Source organism: Pseudomonas sp. SDO52101_S400 (assembly GCF_054071635.1).
The window spans coordinates 28,649-44,294 of sequence record NZ_JBSVWF010000054.1 but is presented as its reverse complement, the minus strand read 5'-3'; the positions used below and the strand labels follow the sequence as shown (position 1 = coordinate 44,294).

Here is a 15,646-nt window from a genome sequence, read left to right as displayed (position 1 = left end):
CGAACAAGTCGGGGCGTTTGTTGGGCTGGCCTTCAGTGCGTTTTCACACAGTCTGAAAGGCTCCCGTTTTTTATGGAGGAGCGGCTGGCGCGTTGCCAGCAGTGTCGTTGCAGCGCGTCTACACTCAAATCCACCAATGGAGGTTGCGCCCGGCTGTGCGCCGGCAAAGGAGTGCGCCATGTCGCGTCATCCGCAGTGCGGCGGGCCTGCCCGGCAGCGGGGAGCGATCGGCTTGATGGCGGCCGCCACCCTGAGCCTGGCGCTGATATTGATGTTGCTGGTGGTGGACACCGGCCGGTTGTACATGGAACAGCGCAAGATTCAGCGGCTGGTGGATAACGCCGCCCTGGAAGCCGTCAGCCGTGGCGGCAATTGTCTGCCGGGTCTCACCGCCGCCAGTTACGCCGGGCAAAGTGCGACCCGCAACGGTTTCACCGCCGATGCCAACAATGTCATCGTGGTCGATTGCGGAACGCTGGTGACCGCTGCCAGCGGCCTGCGTACCTTTACGGTGGATGCCACGCAATCGGCGGCGGTCAAGGTCGCGATCAACCACACCGTGACCACCAGTTTCGCCGGTGGCGTACAGGCGCTGTTCAGTGGCACGCCGGTCAGTCTCAACACCGTGCTCTACGCCTCTGCGGTAGCCGCCCAGCCAAAGCCGACCGTCGCCCAACTGAATATTCGCAGCAACCTGGCCAGCATCAGCACCGCCCAGTCGAACATCCTCAACCCGCTGTTTTCCGGATTGCTTGGCGGCAACGTCAACCTGACGGCGGTGGGCTGGAACGGTTTGCTCAACACCGACATCAACCTGCTCAGCTACCTGAATCAACTGGCGATCAACCTCAACGTGGCCGCCGGCAATTACACCCAGTTGCTCAATACCCAGGCCACGGTGACCCAATTGATTCAGGCTGCCATTACGGCGGTGCAACTCAACGGTGCCACCGCCGACGTGATCACTGCGTTGGGCCAGCTGCAAGTGGCGGCGATCAATGCCGCGCCGGTGAAGCTCGGTGACATCCTGCAACTGCAGACCGGCACCACGGCGGCCGGGCTGGATGCCAATCTGCAACTGCTGCAACTGGTTCAGGGCGTGATCCAGCTGGCCAACAGCAAAAGTGCGGTGGCCGCGACCTTGCCCATCAGTGTGCTGGGGCTGGCGAATGTCACGGTACGGGTCAAGGTGATCGAGCCGCCGCAGTTCTCCGCGATTGGTGATCCGGCGCTGGCCAAGGCCAACCCTCTGGGGCCGAACCGGATCTATGTGCGCACCGCGCAGATTCGCACGATGCTCTCGGTGAATCTGCCGCTGTTGACCGGGGTGGCCGGGCTGAGCAACGCGGTATTGGGGTTGGTCGGCACTCTGAGCACGACTGTCAATCAGCTGTTGACCCTGAATCTGGTCTCGTTGGCTAACTCACTCCTTTGCCTCAGTTGCCAACGGATGGACCCGTTATTGTTGCCGTCACCGACAATCGACATCAGCCTGGATGCCGGCGGCGCCATCAGCTACGTCACCGACTACAGCTGCCCGACCGACAACACGGGCACGAAAAGCCTGACGGCCCACACCATCACCTCGATTGCTGACCTCAAGCTGGGCGAGATTGACCCGACCAACGCGTTTTCATCCTCTGCCGAACCCTCGGTCACCCCGTTGCGGCTGGTGGACCTGGGCATTGTGACCTGCCATACGATCCTGGGTATTGGCAGCTGTGACTCGAGTACCCACGTGCAATACGCCGCCGGCGGCATCGCGATCATGGTCAACACCAGCGTGGCGCAGAACACCCAGGACCTGGTGTTTTCCAGTGGCACACCATTCGCCACGCCGCCAAACCTGAAGCTGCCACCGAGCGTGATTTCCGCTGCGCCCTCCAGCAACATCGTCAACAGCCTGGCGAGCACCCTGGCCGGGATCAATCTGATCGTTTACCAACCGATCGGCAGCAATCCCCTTGGCGCTGTTGTCGCTGGCGTTGCGGGCCTCATCAGCAGCGTCACGAACATCCTGCAACCGCTGATAACCAACCTGGTAAGCCCGCTGCTCGACCCGTTGCTGAATAACCTGCTCAAGAGTCTGGGAATCAATCTGATGGACGTGGATGTCGGCGCCAACATGACCTGCGGCCAGACCGGCAAGGCGTATCTGGTGATCTAATCGTCGGGGGCGATCGGCAGTTCGATGCAGAACCGTGCACCTTCCGCCGAGTTGCGCACGCTCAGATGGCCGCCCATGTTCTCGATGATCCCATAACTCACCGACAACCCCAGACCGGTACCGACACCCACCGGTTTGGTGGTGAAGAACGGCTCGAAAATCCGCTCCAGCAGACGCGGATCGATACCGCCGCCGTTGTCCTCGACCCACAGGCGCACTTTCTGCTCGTCACGTTCGGCGTAGATCGAGATCCACGGTTTGAACCCTGAGTCGGACTCGCGCTTGCCCAGCAACGCATCCCGGGCGTTGACCATCAGGTTGATCAGCACCTGTTCGAGTTGATCGACGTACCCGCGAACCTGAACCTCGAACGCGGTTTCACTGATGCGTAAATCCACGCCTTTGCCGCGCATGCCTTCGGCCAGCAGCGACAGCGTGCCTTCGATGGCGCTGGCCGGGTTGAACAGTTGCTGTTCGATTTCCGAACGACGACCGAACACCCGCATGTGATCCACCACTTTGGCGGCGCGCTGGACTTGAGCATCGATTCGATTGAGTTTGTCGGTCAGGTAATCGATCTGCACATCGCCGTTGCTCAAGCGCTTCTGCACGTTGACGATGGCCATGCGCATGACGTTCAGCGGCTGATTGATTTCGTGGGCGAGGCCGGTGGCCATTTCGCCGAGGGTGGCCATTTTTGCGCTTTGCGTGAGTTGCTGTTGGGAGCGGCGCACTTCGGTGTTGTCACGGCCAACGGCTTGCACTTCGATCAGTTTCCCGTGCTCATCGAACACGCCGCGATCCGACCACACCCACCAGGCATGTTCGCGCCCCGGCAATTGCAGGTTGATTTCCGCGGTGCTGACGGGGGATTGCGGGGTCAACAGCGCCAGGCGCTCGACGAAGGCTGCGCGCTGAACGTCGGACATCCAGCTGCCCAGATCGACGCCCGCCAGGGCTTCGGGGGCGCATTCCAGGTACTTCGCCAGCGGTCGGTTGCCAAACGTCAGGATCAGATCCGGACGATAGCGGCAGATCATCGCTGGCGAGTCTTCCACCAGAATCCGGTAGCGCTCCTCACTCTGTCTGACCTGTTCGGCGGCCAGCGTCGCTTCGGTGACGTCCAGCCACAAGCCGACGGCCTCTACCGGCAGGCCGAGGTCATTGCGCAGCAGGCGGGCTTCGTCGAGCAGCCAGTGATAATCGCCGTGACTGTCGCGCATTCGATAACGGGTGCGCACCGAGCCTTCGCGCAGCAGCTGGCGGGTTCGTTCGAAATACAGGGCCCGGTCATCCGGATGAATCCGCTCCACCAGAGCTCCGGCATCGCAGTCTTCCAGACTCCAGCCCATTAACGGTTGCAGACTGGCGCTGAAAAACGCCGGCAGCAATGCGCCTTCGACGTAGTGCTGGACGTAAATCACCGCTGGCGAACTGGCGATCAGGTTGTCCAGCCGTGCGTGGGCTGCGGCGGCCAGTTGCTGCTGGTTCTTGATGTCGCTGATGTCCAGCATGAAACCCACCAGCCGGCGGTGATCGCCGGTGCCGGTGACTTGTCCCTGAAGGCGATACCACGCTGGCATCTGACCGGCATCGGGATGATGCAAACGCACGCACAGGTCGAGGATTTCCCCGTGCAGTTGCAGGGCTAGCAGGCGGCTGCGGACTTCTTCGCGGTCAGCGGGATGGATCAGCATCAGCCAGTTTTCCAGTGCCAGTGTCGGCCTGTCCTGTTGCAGGAGGGCGGCCAGCGAGGGGGCCAGTTGAATCTGCTCACCACTGCTGATTTCCCACCAGCCGGTGCCCAGCAATGTCTGCAGCGACTCCAGGCGTTCCAGTTGCAGTTGATGATGCTGTTCGCGCAAGCGTCCGAGCAGTGGACCCGCCAATGCTCCGGCCAGCATCAGCCAGTCGCGGTCGGTCAGATACGGCGCGGTTTTGTCCACCGCGTAAAAGCCGCAGAGCAACCACGCCATCACGCCTCGATCATCGCTGTAGGGCACGGCGAAACCTTCGGCATTACCGAACAGGCCCTGCACCCGCGAGTGTTCATATTGGCCGTAATGCGCACCCAGGCGCTGCGGGCCGCTGCCATTTAGGCTGTCGAGCGGCGTGCCCAGACGCTGGCCGTCGTGCCACAGCGCCGGTGCGTCATGGGCGTGGAATTGCTGATGGATCTGCCAGCCCTGTTCCTGTTCATCGAGCAGGGCGAGTGCCAGGCACGGGATCTGCCAGCGCTGGGCGATGACCTGCAATTGTTCGCTGACGAGCATCGGCAGGCGTCCCAGGCTGCAGCTGCGCAACTGTTTGCTGATCTGCTCGGCGATCATGTGGCAAGCCTCGCGCTGATGCGCTTGCTGGCGTTCGGACAAAAGGTCGCCGATGTCCATCAGTTGCAGCAGCCAGCCGTTGCCCTGCGGCTGGACCCAGCCCCGAAGGTGCAGGGTCTGGTCGCTCAGGCCGGGGAAGTCCAGGTCCAGCAGTTGCCCTCGCCAGTCCTGTGGCCGACCTTCGATGGCCAGCGTGCTGTGGGGCAGCAGGTAGTCGTGCAGTAACAGCGGTTTGTCATGGGGCGGTTGTTGCGCCAACAGTTGGCGCAACGGGCCGGCCATTTGCAACACGGCACCTTCGCCATCGAGGTGCAGGTGCAGCCCCGTCGTGGGGGAACCGAGCACGTCCGGCAAGTCGCTGACGACCGGGCCTCGCTTCAGCAGGCGGCCGAGCAGGTTGTCCCCGGGCGTCAAAATTTCAGGCTCGAGCTGGCGGTCAGGTTGGTTGGCAGGCTGGGGACAGCGCCGACGCCCGGCAACACCAGAAACGGGATGACCTGATTCAGTTTGCTGACCGGGTAATTGACGCTGACGGTGAGTGTGCCCGCCGTCGGGTCATAGACCGTCGAGGTATCTGTGCCAACCACCACATTCAGAGATGGCAGCGTTGACATCAATTGTTGGGCCAGCGCGGCATTGGCGGTGCTGACCACTACGGTCGAATAGTTGGGAATCGTGGGGTCGACCGCCACCGCGCGGCGTACGGCTTCGGCTGTGGCCTGGTTGAACGTCTGCATCAGCACGAACGGCAGGGCATAACTGACCAGACCGTAAAACACCGCGAAAAAGATCACGAACACCAGGGCGAACTCGATCGCCACCGCGCCTTTTTGCGCCTTCCGAGAGCCGGTTTTCATCCGTGCGTCTACCCTGACAGTCACTGCGTAGTATCAGCATAGAATCATTCAGCAAAAACGGACGGTTTTTACCGGATGCAAAGTCTTGTCCTTCTGATCTGGTTGGCGGTGTGTGCGGTACAGGATGCCGGGCAACGACGGATTGCCAACGCGCTGACGCTGGGCGTAGGCGCGCTGGCGCTGGTTTATCTTTTGTATTTCGGCACCACTTGGATGGGCGCCGAAGCGAGGCAGGGCGGCTGGGCGTGTCTGGTGGCGCTGGCGTTCACGCTGCCGGGGTATTTCATGGGGCGAATGGGCGCCGGCGATGTGAAATTAATGACAGCTCTTGGCCTTGCGACGGACGGCACGTCGCTGCTCGGGATATTTATCGGTGCCGGGGCGGCGAGCCTGATCTGGATTGTGCTGGCGCCAAGAGTCTGGCTGCATATGAGTCAAGGGCTTAGGCATCGTCTTCGATATATGGCGCCATCCATGTCAAAAAAGCTGCCATTTGCGCCGTTCGTGCTGACCGGTTTTTTGCTTGCACTACCTTGGATCCATTAGTCGCCAAACGCCACTAGTCTTATGTACATAGTCGGAAAGTGGGTCTACTTTCAAAGTAACTGGTTATACAGCCAACGGCTGACAGTACAGGAATGGTCAGTTTTGGCCTGGGCATGGAGTGGCACGTGAACAAGCTTACATCTGCGGTAAAAGTCCTCGTTGTCGATGATCAGCCTCTGATCGTCGAAGAACTCTGTGAGTTTCTCGAGAGCAGCGGCTACCGCTGTGTTCCGTGCGAGTCCAGCAAAGAGGCGATCGAGCGTTTTACGGACGACACCGCGATCGGCCTGGTGCTGTGCGATCTGCACATGCCGGACATGGACGGCATCCAACTGGTGCAGGAACTGCAGCGGCTGGCCGGCAAACACCGGGCGTTCGAAGCGATCATGCTCACCGGCCGCGCCGACAAGCAGGACGTCATCAAGGCATTGCGCGCCGGGATTGCCGACTACTACCAGAAACCGGTCAATCTGGACGAGTTGCTGGAAGGCTTGCAGCGCCAGGAAGCGGTGCTGCAGGAGCGGCAGAAAACCCTGCAACTGGGGCATCTGAATCAGAAGCTTCAGGACCTGTCGTCGTCCATCGATGATCTTTACCAGGATCTGGACAAGGTTCGTCGCGGACCTGCACCCGTCAGTGACGAGGCGCCGAGCGAGGCCGATGCGCTGGAGATCCCGGCGATCTTCAATCAGCTGTCGCCACGGCAACTGGACGTGGCGCGCCTGGTGGGCAAGGGGCAGACCAATTATCAGATTGCGTGCGAGTTGGGCATTACCGAAAACACCGTGAAGCTATACGTTTCACAAGTGTTGCGCCTGACCCACATGCATAACCGCACGCAGTTGGCGTTGGCGTTGTCGCCGGGTAATTCCGGTTTGCGTCAACGAGTGACCGCACACTGAGACAGACTGCCGGGTAATCTCATTACCCGGCATTCACCTTGGGTTTTGGAAACAGGTTGTCGAGGGTTTCCAGCAACCGCACGTGATAGATCGGCTTGCGAAACAGGTCCAGCACCTGCAACCGCAGCATGTCGCTCACATCCTCCATGTCCGCATGCCCCGACGTCACGATCACTGGCAGATGCTGGCGTGAGGTGTGTTCGCGCAAGCGCTTGATCAGCGACATGCCGCTTTCCTCGGGCATGCGCAGATCGGTGATCACCAGGGCGATATCGGGATGGCGGGTCAGGTGATGCAGGGCGAGTTTCACCGAAGTCGCGGTGTGGCAGACGAACCCCTCGCCCTCCAGCAGTTCCGCCAGCTCCAGCAATGCATCCTCTTCGTCGTCAACCAGAAGCAACTGTTGGCGGGGCAGTGAGGAAGCAGTCATTGGGCAATTCCTGGGAAACTGAAGGTGGGTCCGAGTGTAGTGTGAGATTCGCCACCCATCGAGTCAGGGTAACTGCGTCGGCGCAGTCTGCGCCGTACCGCCCAGGGCCACGAGGATGTTGTTGAAGATCGCCAGCACTTTGGTGCCTACCGGCGTCACGAACACCACAACCACAATGGCAACCATCGCCACCACAATTGCGTACTCGATGGCTGACGCGGCTTCGGTGCTTGCCAGGAACGACCGGGCACGCAAAATCAGGTATTCGAAGAGCATGGACATTCTCCTTCATGCCCGGGGTCTTCCGGGCACCGGAAAGCCAATGATCAGGGCAATGCCTGAACGCTCCTGCTCAGCAGCAGACAGGCATCGACAGAGGGAGAGAGCGTTCTGTCAAGGTATGCCGGGCTTGGTCGGAGCAGTGCCACCCAGCGAGGTCAGTATCGCGCTGAAAATATTGAAGACCTTTGTGCCCATCGGTGTCACGAACACCACGACCACCACCGCTACCATCGCCACCACGATCGCGTACTCGATAGCCGAAGCACCTTCATCACTTTTGAAAAACAGCCGTGCTCTGGCCAACAGATAATCGAGAATCATACGTCCACTCCTTTGCGCTCCTGGCGCCGATGTCGCTACAGCGGCAAAGCCTCCGCCGTGCTATCTGAGCATTGTCAACAAAGCCCCCGTCAACAACTGTAAGAACGGATTAATCACAAAGCGTTAATCGCTTCGTTTCTCCCCGTATTTCGACTGCTAATTGGCCAACCCCAATACTTTCGTAGGTTATTTGCCCGCCAGTAATGGCGTTTTGGCTTGTTTCAGCTAGCGTGGAAATAGCGAAATAGTTGGATGTTCATAGCTGCCTGATTGCGATGTTCCCTTGGTAGGAAGTGCGGGCTGGTAGTGCAGCAGGAAAGGGAGAGCCGTCATGAACAGTCGTGTCACCATGGGCCTTGCAGCGGTGCTTTTACTGGGGGCCATTGTTGTCGGGTATTGGGGCCTGGTGCTCAGCCGACAACCGGCTCCGGTTGCCGAGGCACCTGCGCCGGCGGTGGTCACCGTCGAAAAAACCGTCGCCGCCGCCGAAGACCAGACCCGCCAGCCCGTCGTGGTGCTGGTGCGCGATGTCCCTCCATTCACGCCCCTCACTGCTGCCGACCTGGCCGTTGAAAAACTGCGCAGTGCGCCTGCCGGCAGCCTCGGCACAATCGAACAGGCCGTGGGGCGCACACCGTGGCGCCATCTGAGTGCCGGGACCTGGCTCAACGATGAAAGCTTCGAGGCCGGCGGAACGCTGGCGCGCATGATCCACAAAGATGAACGCGCACTGGCAGTGTCGGTCGATGAAGTCATTGGCGCAGCCGGACAATTGATTCCCGGCGATTACGTCGATGTGCTGTTGTTCCTGCGCCAGGACGCCAGCAACCCGCAGCAGTCGGCGCAGATTGTGGTGCCGGCCATGCGCGTGCTGGGTGTCGGCGAGCAATACGGCCTGACCAATGATGGGCAACCGTCTGCCCCCGCGTTGAGTGCCGACGACAAGATCAAACAGGATCAGCGCCGGCTCACCGCGCGCACCGTGGTGTTGGCGGTGCCTGAACAACTGCTGAGCCGAATGATGCTCGCCACTCAGGTCGGGACATTGCGCCTGGCCGTGCGCAGCAGCGAAGAACAGCGCCTGGCCAAGTATTGGGCCGGCGAAAGCCAGGCACCGGACAAACTGATTGCCGCCAACAGCCAACTCTTCCAGTTCACTCAGCTGGCGCTGGGAACTGCGCCGAAAGCTCCGTCGAGCGGCGACCACAGCGGTGCGATACGACCTGCCGTGGAAGTGATTCGCGGCAATCAGACCAATCAACAAAACCCATGACTGAGCAAGGATCCAAGTGCATGCAGAGTCGTTCCTGGCCGACCTTAAATCCCGTGCTCCCGGCCATGCTGTTGATGGGACTGTCAATCAATGCCGCGCACGCGGCCACCGGCAACTGCGCGGCCCTCGGACGCTTGCCGCCCGTGATCGAAATCAACGAAGGCTGGCAGCAGGACATGCAATCACCGGTTGCAATCACACGCCTGGCCATCGGTGATCCGAAAATCGCCGACGTGCATGCCAATGGCAATTCGTCGTTCCTGCTCACCGCCGTAGCGCCGGGCGCCACCAGTCTCATGGTCTGGACCGGCTGCTCCAGCGAGCCACGTCAGAGCATGGTGTTCGTCAAGGGCGCCGCGACCTCGGCCCTCACCAACACCAGTGCGCTGCCATCGGATGATGCGCTGCTGCCCTCGCAGGTGCAGACCGACATTCGCTTCGTCGAAGTCAGCCGCACCAAGCTCAAACAGGCCTCGGCTTCGCTGATCGGCACCCGCGGCAATTTCCTGTTCGGCTCGCCCGGAACCCTGCCGCCCATCGACGGTGTTCCCCAGCCACGGCTGCCGGTGGACAACTCGCTGTTCAACTTCTCGTGGATCGGCGGCAAGACCATGGCGATCATCAATGCCCTTGAAGGCAGTGGCTTCGCCTACACTCTGGCGCGACCAAGTCTGGTGGCGCTCAACGGGCAAAGCGCAAGTTTCCTCGCAGGCGGGCAGATTCCGATTCCGGTTCCGAGCTCCAGCAGCAACAACGTGTCCATCGAATACAAGGAGTTCGGCATCCGCCTGACCCTGACGCCAACGATCATCAGTCACGACCGCATCTCCCTGAAAGTCGCCCCCGAAGTCAGTGAACTGGATTTCAGCAACTCCGTGCAGGTCGCCGGTACCGCGGTGCCGGCCCTGACCATCCGCCGCACCGACACCAGTATTTCCCTGGCCGATGGCGAGAGTTTTGTCATCAGCGGTTTGATCAGCACCAGCAACAGTTCCCAGGTCGACAAGTTTCCGGGGCTGGGCGATATCCCGGTACTCGGGGCGTTTTTCAAGAGTTCGCAGATCAAGCGCGAAGAGCGTGAACTGCTGATGATCGTCACCCCGCATCTGGTTAGGCCGTTGTCGGCAGAGGCGCAACTGCCGTCGTTGCCGGGCGAAAAACTGCGCAACTACGACCCGAATTTCTACCGTATGTTTTTCCTGGAAAACGGCAACTTCGACAAGCGCAGCGGGTTGTCCCAATGAGCCAGAGCCTGAGCCAGACGTTTCTCGCCATCACGCGTAACAGCACCGATCTGGAATGGCTGCAGAGTGCACTCGCGCCTTTGGGCCAGGTGGTCAGCGCCGGCACCGGCAGCCTCGATGAATTGCTCGCACTGGTGGATGTCACCTTCGCCAGCCTGGTGTTCGTCGGCCTCGACCGTGAACACGTGGTGGCCCAGAGCGCGCTGATCGAAGGCGCGCTGGAGGCCAAGCCGATGCTGGCGATCGTCGCCCTCGGCGACGGCATGGACAATCAGTTGGTGCTCAACGCCATGCGCGCAGGGGCACGGGATTTCGTCGCCTACGGTTCGCGCTCCAGCGAAGTCGCGGGGCTGGTGCGCCGCTTGAGCAAGCGTATGCCGCCGGTGACTCACAACACGCAGCTGGGAGGCCTGACAGTTCTGTACGGCGTGCAGAGCAGTTCCGACGGCGCGCTGTTGTCCAACCATATGGCGCTGGTGGTGCAAAAGAGCGGGCAACAGACGCTGCTGCTGGATCTCGGCCTGCCCCGTGGCGATAGCCTGGCGCTGCTGGGGCTGGAGAGTTCGTTCCACTTCGGCGATGCCTTGCGTCACCTGCGAAGGCTCGACGCGACGTTGATCGACAGCGCCTTCACCAGTGCCGAAGCGGGGCTGCGGATTCTGGCTTACGCCGACAATGACGAGCCGCTGGAAAGCACCAGCGCCGCCGAGCTGTACATGTTGCTCAGTGCCTTGCGCCAGCACTTCCAGCACATTGTCGTGAACCTCACCGGCCAGCCTGACAGCGAAGCCTTGCGCACCTTCGTCAGCCATTGCGACAAGCTGATCTGGTACACCGACCAGAACGTCCTCAATTGCCGGCGCAATCTGGCAATGTTCAACCTGTGGCGGGAAAAAGGCATGAAGCTCGATCACGGACGGCTGTTGGTCGACCGCTATCTGAGCAACGTGGCGCCGGATGCGGACACCCTCGGCAAGACCTTCAATCTGGAAGTGATCGCCGTGCTGGCCCTGAGTCCGGAGCTGCGCCTGAATGCCAAGAACCAGGGCGTCAGCCTGTTTGAACTGGCCCCCCGGGAAAAACTCACCCAGAGCCTGCGGGCGCTTGGCGAACGACTGGCCAAACGTTCCGAAGGTCTGGCCAAACCCAAGGTCACCTGGTTCGACCGGTTGCGAGGCACCTCATGAGTCCGGAAAAACTCTTCGGTGCCCCCGCGCGAGGCCAGTCGGGCAACACCGACCACGAAGGCCTGAAACTGGTCCTGCATCGCTACATCATCGATGCCATCGAGGAGTCCGGGAAAAACCTGCTGGAAGGTTCGCGGCAGTTGCTGGCGCAATTCGTCACCGACAAGGTCGCCGAATACATCGCCCGTTTGCACCTGGCGATTTCACGTTACGAGATGGAGCGGCTGGCGGAAGAAATCGTTGATGAGCTGACCGGATTCGGTCCGCTGGAAGTGTTGCTCCGCGATCCCGCCGTGACCGAAATTCTGGTCAACGGGCCGCACCGGGTATTCGTCGAACGTGACGGTGTGCTGCACCAGAGTGACCTGCGCTTTATCGATGCCCATCACGTCGAAAGGGTCATGCAGCGCATTCTGGCGCCGCTCGGGCGACGGTTGGACGAGTCTTCGCCGATGGTCGACGCGCGCCTGCCCGACGGCAGCCGGGTCAATGCGATCATTCCGCCGATCGCCCTTGATGGCCCGTGTCTTTCGATCCGGAAATTCCGCAAGGACATGCTCAAGAGCAGCGACCTGATCGCCATGCAGACCATCGACCTGGCGATTTTCGAGTGCTTCCAGGACGCCGTGGGCAAGCGCTGCAACATCCTGATCAGCGGCGGTACCGGCACCGGCAAGACCACGTTGCTGAACATCCTCAGCCAATTGATCAACCCCCATGAACGGCTGGTGACCATCGAAGACGTCGCCGAATTGCAGCTCGGCCACCCGCACGTGGTGCGCCTGGAAACCCGGCCGCCGAATGCCGAGGGCCATGGCGAGGTCAAGGCCAGCGACCTGATTCGCAACGCCCTGCGGATGCGTCCGGACCGGATCATTCTCGGCGAGATCCGTGGCGTCGAAGTGCTCGACGTGCTCACCGCCATGAACACCGGCCACGACGGTTCGATGAGCACGGTACACGCCAACAACGCCCAGGATGCGCTGCTGCGCCTGGAAACCCTGGTCGGTCTGACCGGGCGCACGGTTGCCGAACGCACCCTGCGCCAGATGATCTGCGCGGCGCTCGATGTGATCATCCAGCTGACCCGCATGCCCGATGGCCGCCGCTGCGTCAGCGAAGTGGTGGAAGTGGTCGGCGTGCGCGAAGACGTCTACGTCACCAACACGCTGTTCCGTCTTGATCGGCGCACCGGGTTCGGCTTCCTGCGCGAAGCGGTCAACCCGGCCGGCGACAAGTTGCGACACGAGTCGAGTCTGGGCTGAGCGCATGGAGCGTTTGTCATGATCGGAGCGGTGATCCTGATCGTCATTTGTCTGCTGTTGCTGGGACTGTCGATACGCCTGTTCCTGCAGGGTGTGCGCAAGACTGCCAACGAACGGGTGCTTACGCGTCTGGCCGTCGGGCAACCGCAAGCGGTGGTCGGTAAATCCTCGTGGACCGGGCTGGAGCGGATGTTTCTGCGGGCCGGGCTCGGCCGTCCGAGCGAGCACTTCGGGCTATGGCTGGGGTTGTGGGTCCTGGCGATGATGCTGGGTTATCTGGCAGCCGAATGGATCGGCCTGTTGATCCTGATGCTGGCGCCGCCCCTGGTTTTACGGCTGTACATCGCCTGGCTGTACCGGCGCCGGCTCAATCGCATGATCGAACAACTACCGCAGTTGCTCGACCACACGGTGCGCAGCCTCAAGTCCGGCCGGACGCTGAGCGACGCGGTGATGGGCGGCATCGAATCCAGTGACGACCCGTTGAAGACCGCGATGGGCCGGGTGCAGCGCAACGTGCAGTTGGGGGTGAACCTGCCGGACGCGGTCAGCGACTTCGCCGAACTCTATGAGCAGGACGAACTGCGCATGTTCGCCCTGGGCCTGAAGGTCAATCACCGCTACGGCGGCAATGCCAGCGAGTTGCTGGAGAACCTGATCAAACTGATTCGCGAGCGCGACCAGGGCGCCCGCCAACTGCGCGCCCTGACCGGCGAAACCCGCTTGACTGCGTGGGTGCTCGGATCACTGCCAGTGATCCTGGTGAGCTACTTCATGCTGACCAATCCCGGCTACATGCTTGGCATGTGGAATGACCCGGGAGGCCAGACCATGCTGATCGTCGCGGTGGTGTTGCAGGTAATCGGCAGCCTGGCGCTGTGGCGCATGTTGAGGAGTGTCTGACATGGTGATGCTGGCCAGTCTCATGTTGTTGCTCGGCGCCCTGTTGCTGGTCGGCAATCACTTGCTGACCGAGCGCCGCCGGGTGCGTCAGGTCACCCAGCGCCTGCAGGGACACCTGGTGCGGGAGAACCGCCTCGGCACCTGGTTGCGGGCGTTGGGCAACAGCCGCTTCGGCCAGCGTTCGGTGAGCATGGACAGCGAAACCCAGACCCTGCTCAATCGCCTCGGCTGGCGCCGGGCCAGCGAACGCTCGCTGTTTGCCGCGTGCCAGATCGGAACGCCGTTGCTGGCGCTGGGCATCGGCCTGTTCCTTCAGGAAGTGTTCTTTCCTCAGGCTCCCAAGGGCTGGCTGGTGCCGATGTTCGCCACCGGCACCGGCTACTTGCTGCCCAAGCGCGTGCTGGCCTATGCCGCCGCCCGGCGGCAGAAAATCATTTCCGTGGAGGTCTCAACGTTCATTCCTCTGCTGCGCATCCTGTTCGAGTCCGGCATGGCGGTCGAACAGGCGCTGCGCGTGCTGAGCAGCGAAGGGCAGAAACTGCTGCCGGAACTGACCAGCGAACTGCGCCTGATTCTGGCCCGGGTCGACTCGGGTCTGGAACTCGGCCAGGAACTGAACAAGGCCGCGGTGATGTTGGCGGTGGATGAGTTCACCGACACCTGCGTGATCCTGCAACAACTGATTCAGCAGGGCGGCGGGGCGATGAAATCGCTGCTGGCGCTCAAGCAACTGTTGGACGACCGACGCCTGACGCGCTTGCAGGAATACATCTCGAAGATGTCGGCAAAGATGTCGGTGGTCATGATGTTGTTCCTGTTTCCGGCTCTGCTGATCGTACTGGCGGGCCCCGGATTTACCGCAATCACCCGAGCGTTTGCGTCCTGACACTGGCGATGGAGAGCATTTGATGAAAGTACTGATAGTCGTGGCAAGTCTGTTGCTGCTTGGCGGTTGCGCAACGGACGGTCAGGCGCCGTGGACGACGATGCTGGCGCCGGCCAGTTGCAGCAAACTGAGTTCCGAGCAGGAGCTTTCGCTGAATCTGGTCGATGACCTGGCCAACGACGGCAAGCTGCACGCCAGCCTGGCCAACCTGCAAGGCCTGCCCGACAACCTCGTCGAGGTGCGGCTGCGCAAGGCCAGGGTCTATCGCCTGCTGGGGCGCAGTGAAGCCGAACCGTTGTATCGCGGCCTGCTCGGTACTTGCCTGAGCGCCGACGCCGAACATGGTCTGGGCCAGTTGTATGCCGCCCGTGGCGACAACGGTCAGGCACAGGCCCACTTGCAACGGGCGGTGCGACTGGCGCCGACCAACGAAAATATCCGCAATGATCTGGGTGTGGTGTACCTCAATCAGCTGCGACTTGAGGACGCTCGCTTCGAGTTTCTGACCGCCATCGAATTGAAGCAGAACAATCAACTGGCGACGCTGAATCTGGTCACCCTGTTGATCTACCAGAACAACTGGCAGCAAGCCGCCGAAGTCGTCAGCCGCGCGCACCTGACCCCGGAACAGTTCACCGATGCCCAGGAGCGCGCGGAAAAGCTCAAGGCTCCGGCTCCGGCCAGACCCGCCGCGAGCAATCAGGTCGCTGTGGTGGCTGACCCGCAACCGGCGACGATCAAGTGAACCTCCAGGAGGCACCATGAATACCTTCAAGACCTTGTGTTGCCTGAGTCTGCTGAGCCTGCCGCTCAGTGCCTTCGCCATCGACGCCGGCCCGGCATCGGCCCAGCAGCAGGAAACCGAAGGTTGGCTGTTGCTGCAAAGCCGCAACAAGGCCGCGTCCCCCGACCCGCAAGCGGCCACGGCCACCGAGCGTGAACTGGCGATGCAGCGCTGGCTGAAGAAATACAAATATGAAATCCCCGACTTCTATGACCCGGATGCGGGCGGGAAGATCGAGAAGCAGTAGTCGTGCTTCGCAGGCAACCGGA

The 15,646-nt window shown here is 61.4% G+C and carries 16 protein-coding genes; 11 read left to right on the top strand and 5 right to left on the bottom strand.

All coding sequences use genetic code 11. The features are described 5' to 3' along the window. The first annotated feature begins 178 nt into the window (after nucleotides 1–178). The gene (locus tag ACW9HX_RS23220; protein WP_457382397.1) at nucleotides 179–2,167 is read left to right on the top strand and encodes a pilus assembly protein TadG-related protein; all 1,989 of its coding nucleotides are present in this window, start codon (nucleotides 179–181) and stop codon (nucleotides 2,165–2,167) included. Here the strand turns inward: ACW9HX_RS23220 and ACW9HX_RS23215 are convergent. Both ACW9HX_RS23215 and ACW9HX_RS23210 read right to left on the bottom strand, forming a co-directional pair. Continuing rightward, nucleotides 2,164–4,911, bottom strand: a complete 2,748-nt coding sequence (locus tag ACW9HX_RS23215) for a PAS domain-containing sensor histidine kinase (protein WP_457382396.1) — start codon at nucleotides 4,909–4,911, stop codon at nucleotides 2,164–2,166. The two genes, ACW9HX_RS23220 and ACW9HX_RS23215, sit on opposite strands and share 4 nt — an antisense overlap. Then, entirely contained in the window at nucleotides 4,908–5,354 is a 447-nt protein-coding gene (locus ACW9HX_RS23210) for a TadE/TadG family type IV pilus assembly protein (protein ID WP_457382395.1), read from the bottom strand. Before ACW9HX_RS23210 ends, ACW9HX_RS23215 begins: the two co-directional genes overlap by 4 nt. Nucleotides 5,355–5,429: 75 nt before the next feature. On the opposite strand from ACW9HX_RS23210, the gene ACW9HX_RS23205 reads away from it, so the two are divergent. Then, complete coding sequence (locus ACW9HX_RS23205) at nucleotides 5,430–5,900, top strand: A24 family peptidase (protein ID WP_457382394.1); 471 nt, start codon at nucleotides 5,430–5,432, stop codon at nucleotides 5,898–5,900. A 125-nt stretch (nucleotides 5,901–6,025) separates the two neighbouring features. Beyond that, nucleotides 6,026–6,802, top strand: a complete 777-nt coding sequence (locus tag ACW9HX_RS23200) for a response regulator transcription factor (RefSeq protein ID WP_457382393.1) — start codon at nucleotides 6,026–6,028, stop codon at nucleotides 6,800–6,802. Between the two features lie 22 nt (nucleotides 6,803–6,824). On the opposite strand, the gene ACW9HX_RS23195 is transcribed toward ACW9HX_RS23200, so the two are convergent. The 3 genes from ACW9HX_RS23195 to ACW9HX_RS23185 form a co-directional block, all read right to left on the bottom strand. After that, a complete protein-coding gene (locus ACW9HX_RS23195; protein WP_102620071.1) occupies nucleotides 6,825–7,232 on the bottom strand; it encodes a response regulator in 408 nt (135 codons plus the stop codon). A gap of 63 nt (nucleotides 7,233–7,295) precedes the next feature. Beyond that, complete coding sequence (locus ACW9HX_RS23190) at nucleotides 7,296–7,508, bottom strand: Flp family type IVb pilin (RefSeq protein ID WP_457382392.1); 213 nt, start codon at nucleotides 7,506–7,508, stop codon at nucleotides 7,296–7,298. Between the two features lie 117 nt (nucleotides 7,509–7,625). Then, nucleotides 7,626–7,835 (bottom strand): Flp family type IVb pilin, encoded by a 210-nt coding sequence (locus ACW9HX_RS23185; protein ID WP_169428704.1) that lies wholly within the window; start codon nucleotides 7,833–7,835, stop codon nucleotides 7,626–7,628. Nucleotides 7,836–8,166: 331 nt separating this feature from the next. Here ACW9HX_RS23185 and cpaB point away from each other — a divergent pair, with 331 nt between their 5' ends. Genes cpaB through ACW9HX_RS23145 form a run of 8 tightly spaced genes read left to right on the top strand, consistent with a single transcriptional unit; the run spans nucleotide 8,167 to nucleotide 15,624 of the window. Beyond that, nucleotides 8,167–9,108, top strand: coding sequence for a Flp pilus assembly protein CpaB (cpaB, locus tag ACW9HX_RS23180; RefSeq protein WP_457382391.1), 942 nt, complete (start codon nucleotides 8,167–8,169; stop codon nucleotides 9,106–9,108). Between the two features lie 20 nt (nucleotides 9,109–9,128). Then, complete coding sequence (locus tag ACW9HX_RS23175; RefSeq protein ID WP_457382390.1) at nucleotides 9,129–10,352, top strand: type II and III secretion system protein family protein; 1,224 nt, start codon at nucleotides 9,129–9,131, stop codon at nucleotides 10,350–10,352. After that, nucleotides 10,349–11,539 carry an AAA family ATPase gene (locus tag ACW9HX_RS23170; RefSeq protein ID WP_457382389.1) on the top strand — a complete coding sequence of 397 codons (1,191 nt, stop codon included), beginning with the start codon at nucleotides 10,349–10,351 and terminating at the stop codon, nucleotides 11,537–11,539. Before ACW9HX_RS23175 ends, ACW9HX_RS23170 begins: the two co-directional genes overlap by 4 nt. Beyond that, nucleotides 11,536–12,804 carry a CpaF family protein gene (locus ACW9HX_RS23165; RefSeq protein WP_457382388.1) on the top strand — a complete coding sequence of 423 codons (1,269 nt, stop codon included), beginning with the start codon at nucleotides 11,536–11,538 and terminating at the stop codon, nucleotides 12,802–12,804. The genes ACW9HX_RS23170 and ACW9HX_RS23165 overlap by 4 nt, the downstream gene beginning before the upstream one ends. Before the next feature lie 18 nt (nucleotides 12,805–12,822). After that, nucleotides 12,823–13,707, top strand: coding sequence for a type II secretion system F family protein (locus ACW9HX_RS23160; protein WP_457382387.1), 885 nt, complete (start codon nucleotides 12,823–12,825; stop codon nucleotides 13,705–13,707). Nucleotide 13,708: 1 nt separating this feature from the next. Continuing rightward, entirely contained in the window at nucleotides 13,709–14,593 is an 885-nt protein-coding gene (locus ACW9HX_RS23155; protein WP_457382386.1) for a type II secretion system F family protein, read from the top strand. 22 nt (nucleotides 14,594–14,615) lie between these two features. Continuing rightward, nucleotides 14,616–15,338, top strand: coding sequence for a tetratricopeptide repeat protein (locus tag ACW9HX_RS23150; protein ID WP_457382385.1), 723 nt, complete (start codon nucleotides 14,616–14,618; stop codon nucleotides 15,336–15,338). A 16-nt stretch (nucleotides 15,339–15,354) separates the two neighbouring features. Beyond that, on the top strand, nucleotides 15,355–15,624 hold the full coding sequence (locus ACW9HX_RS23145; RefSeq protein ID WP_457382384.1) for a DUF3613 domain-containing protein: 270 nt from the start codon (nucleotides 15,355–15,357) through the stop codon (nucleotides 15,622–15,624). The last annotated feature ends 22 nt before the right edge of the window (nucleotides 15,625–15,646 follow it).

Excerpts from the sequence above, each read along its gene's own strand:
- ACW9HX_RS23210 (WP_457382395.1), bottom strand. The coding sequence starts at position 5,354 with ATGAAAACCGGCTCTCGGAAGGCGCAAAAAGGCGCGGTGGCGATCGAG.
- ACW9HX_RS23155 (WP_457382386.1), top strand. The coding sequence starts at position 13,709 with ATGGTGATGCTGGCCAGTCTCATGTTGTTGCTCGGCGCCCTGTTGCTG.
- ACW9HX_RS23145 (WP_457382384.1), top strand. The coding sequence starts at position 15,355 with ATGAATACCTTCAAGACCTTGTGTTGCCTGAGTCTGCTGAGCCTGCCG.
- ACW9HX_RS23170 (WP_457382389.1), top strand. The coding sequence starts at position 10,349 with ATGAGCCAGAGCCTGAGCCAGACGTTTCTCGCCATCACGCGTAACAGC.
- ACW9HX_RS23160 (WP_457382387.1), top strand. The coding sequence starts at position 12,823 with ATGATCGGAGCGGTGATCCTGATCGTCATTTGTCTGCTGTTGCTGGGA.
- ACW9HX_RS23165 (WP_457382388.1), top strand. The coding sequence starts at position 11,536 with ATGAGTCCGGAAAAACTCTTCGGTGCCCCCGCGCGAGGCCAGTCGGGC.
- ACW9HX_RS23150 (WP_457382385.1), top strand. The coding sequence starts at position 14,616 with ATGAAAGTACTGATAGTCGTGGCAAGTCTGTTGCTGCTTGGCGGTTGC.
- ACW9HX_RS23220 (WP_457382397.1), top strand. The coding sequence starts at position 179 with ATGTCGCGTCATCCGCAGTGCGGCGGGCCTGCCCGGCAGCGGGGAGCG.
- ACW9HX_RS23175 (WP_457382390.1), top strand. The coding sequence starts at position 9,129 with ATGCAGAGTCGTTCCTGGCCGACCTTAAATCCCGTGCTCCCGGCCATG.
- ACW9HX_RS23205 (WP_457382394.1), top strand. The coding sequence starts at position 5,430 with ATGCAAAGTCTTGTCCTTCTGATCTGGTTGGCGGTGTGTGCGGTACAG.
- cpaB (WP_457382391.1), top strand. The coding sequence starts at position 8,167 with ATGAACAGTCGTGTCACCATGGGCCTTGCAGCGGTGCTTTTACTGGGG.
- ACW9HX_RS23190 (WP_457382392.1), bottom strand. The coding sequence starts at position 7,508 with ATGCTCTTCGAATACCTGATTTTGCGTGCCCGGTCGTTCCTGGCAAGC.
- ACW9HX_RS23185 (WP_169428704.1), bottom strand. The coding sequence starts at position 7,835 with ATGATTCTCGATTATCTGTTGGCCAGAGCACGGCTGTTTTTCAAAAGT.
- ACW9HX_RS23195 (WP_102620071.1), bottom strand. The coding sequence starts at position 7,232 with ATGACTGCTTCCTCACTGCCCCGCCAACAGTTGCTTCTGGTTGACGAC.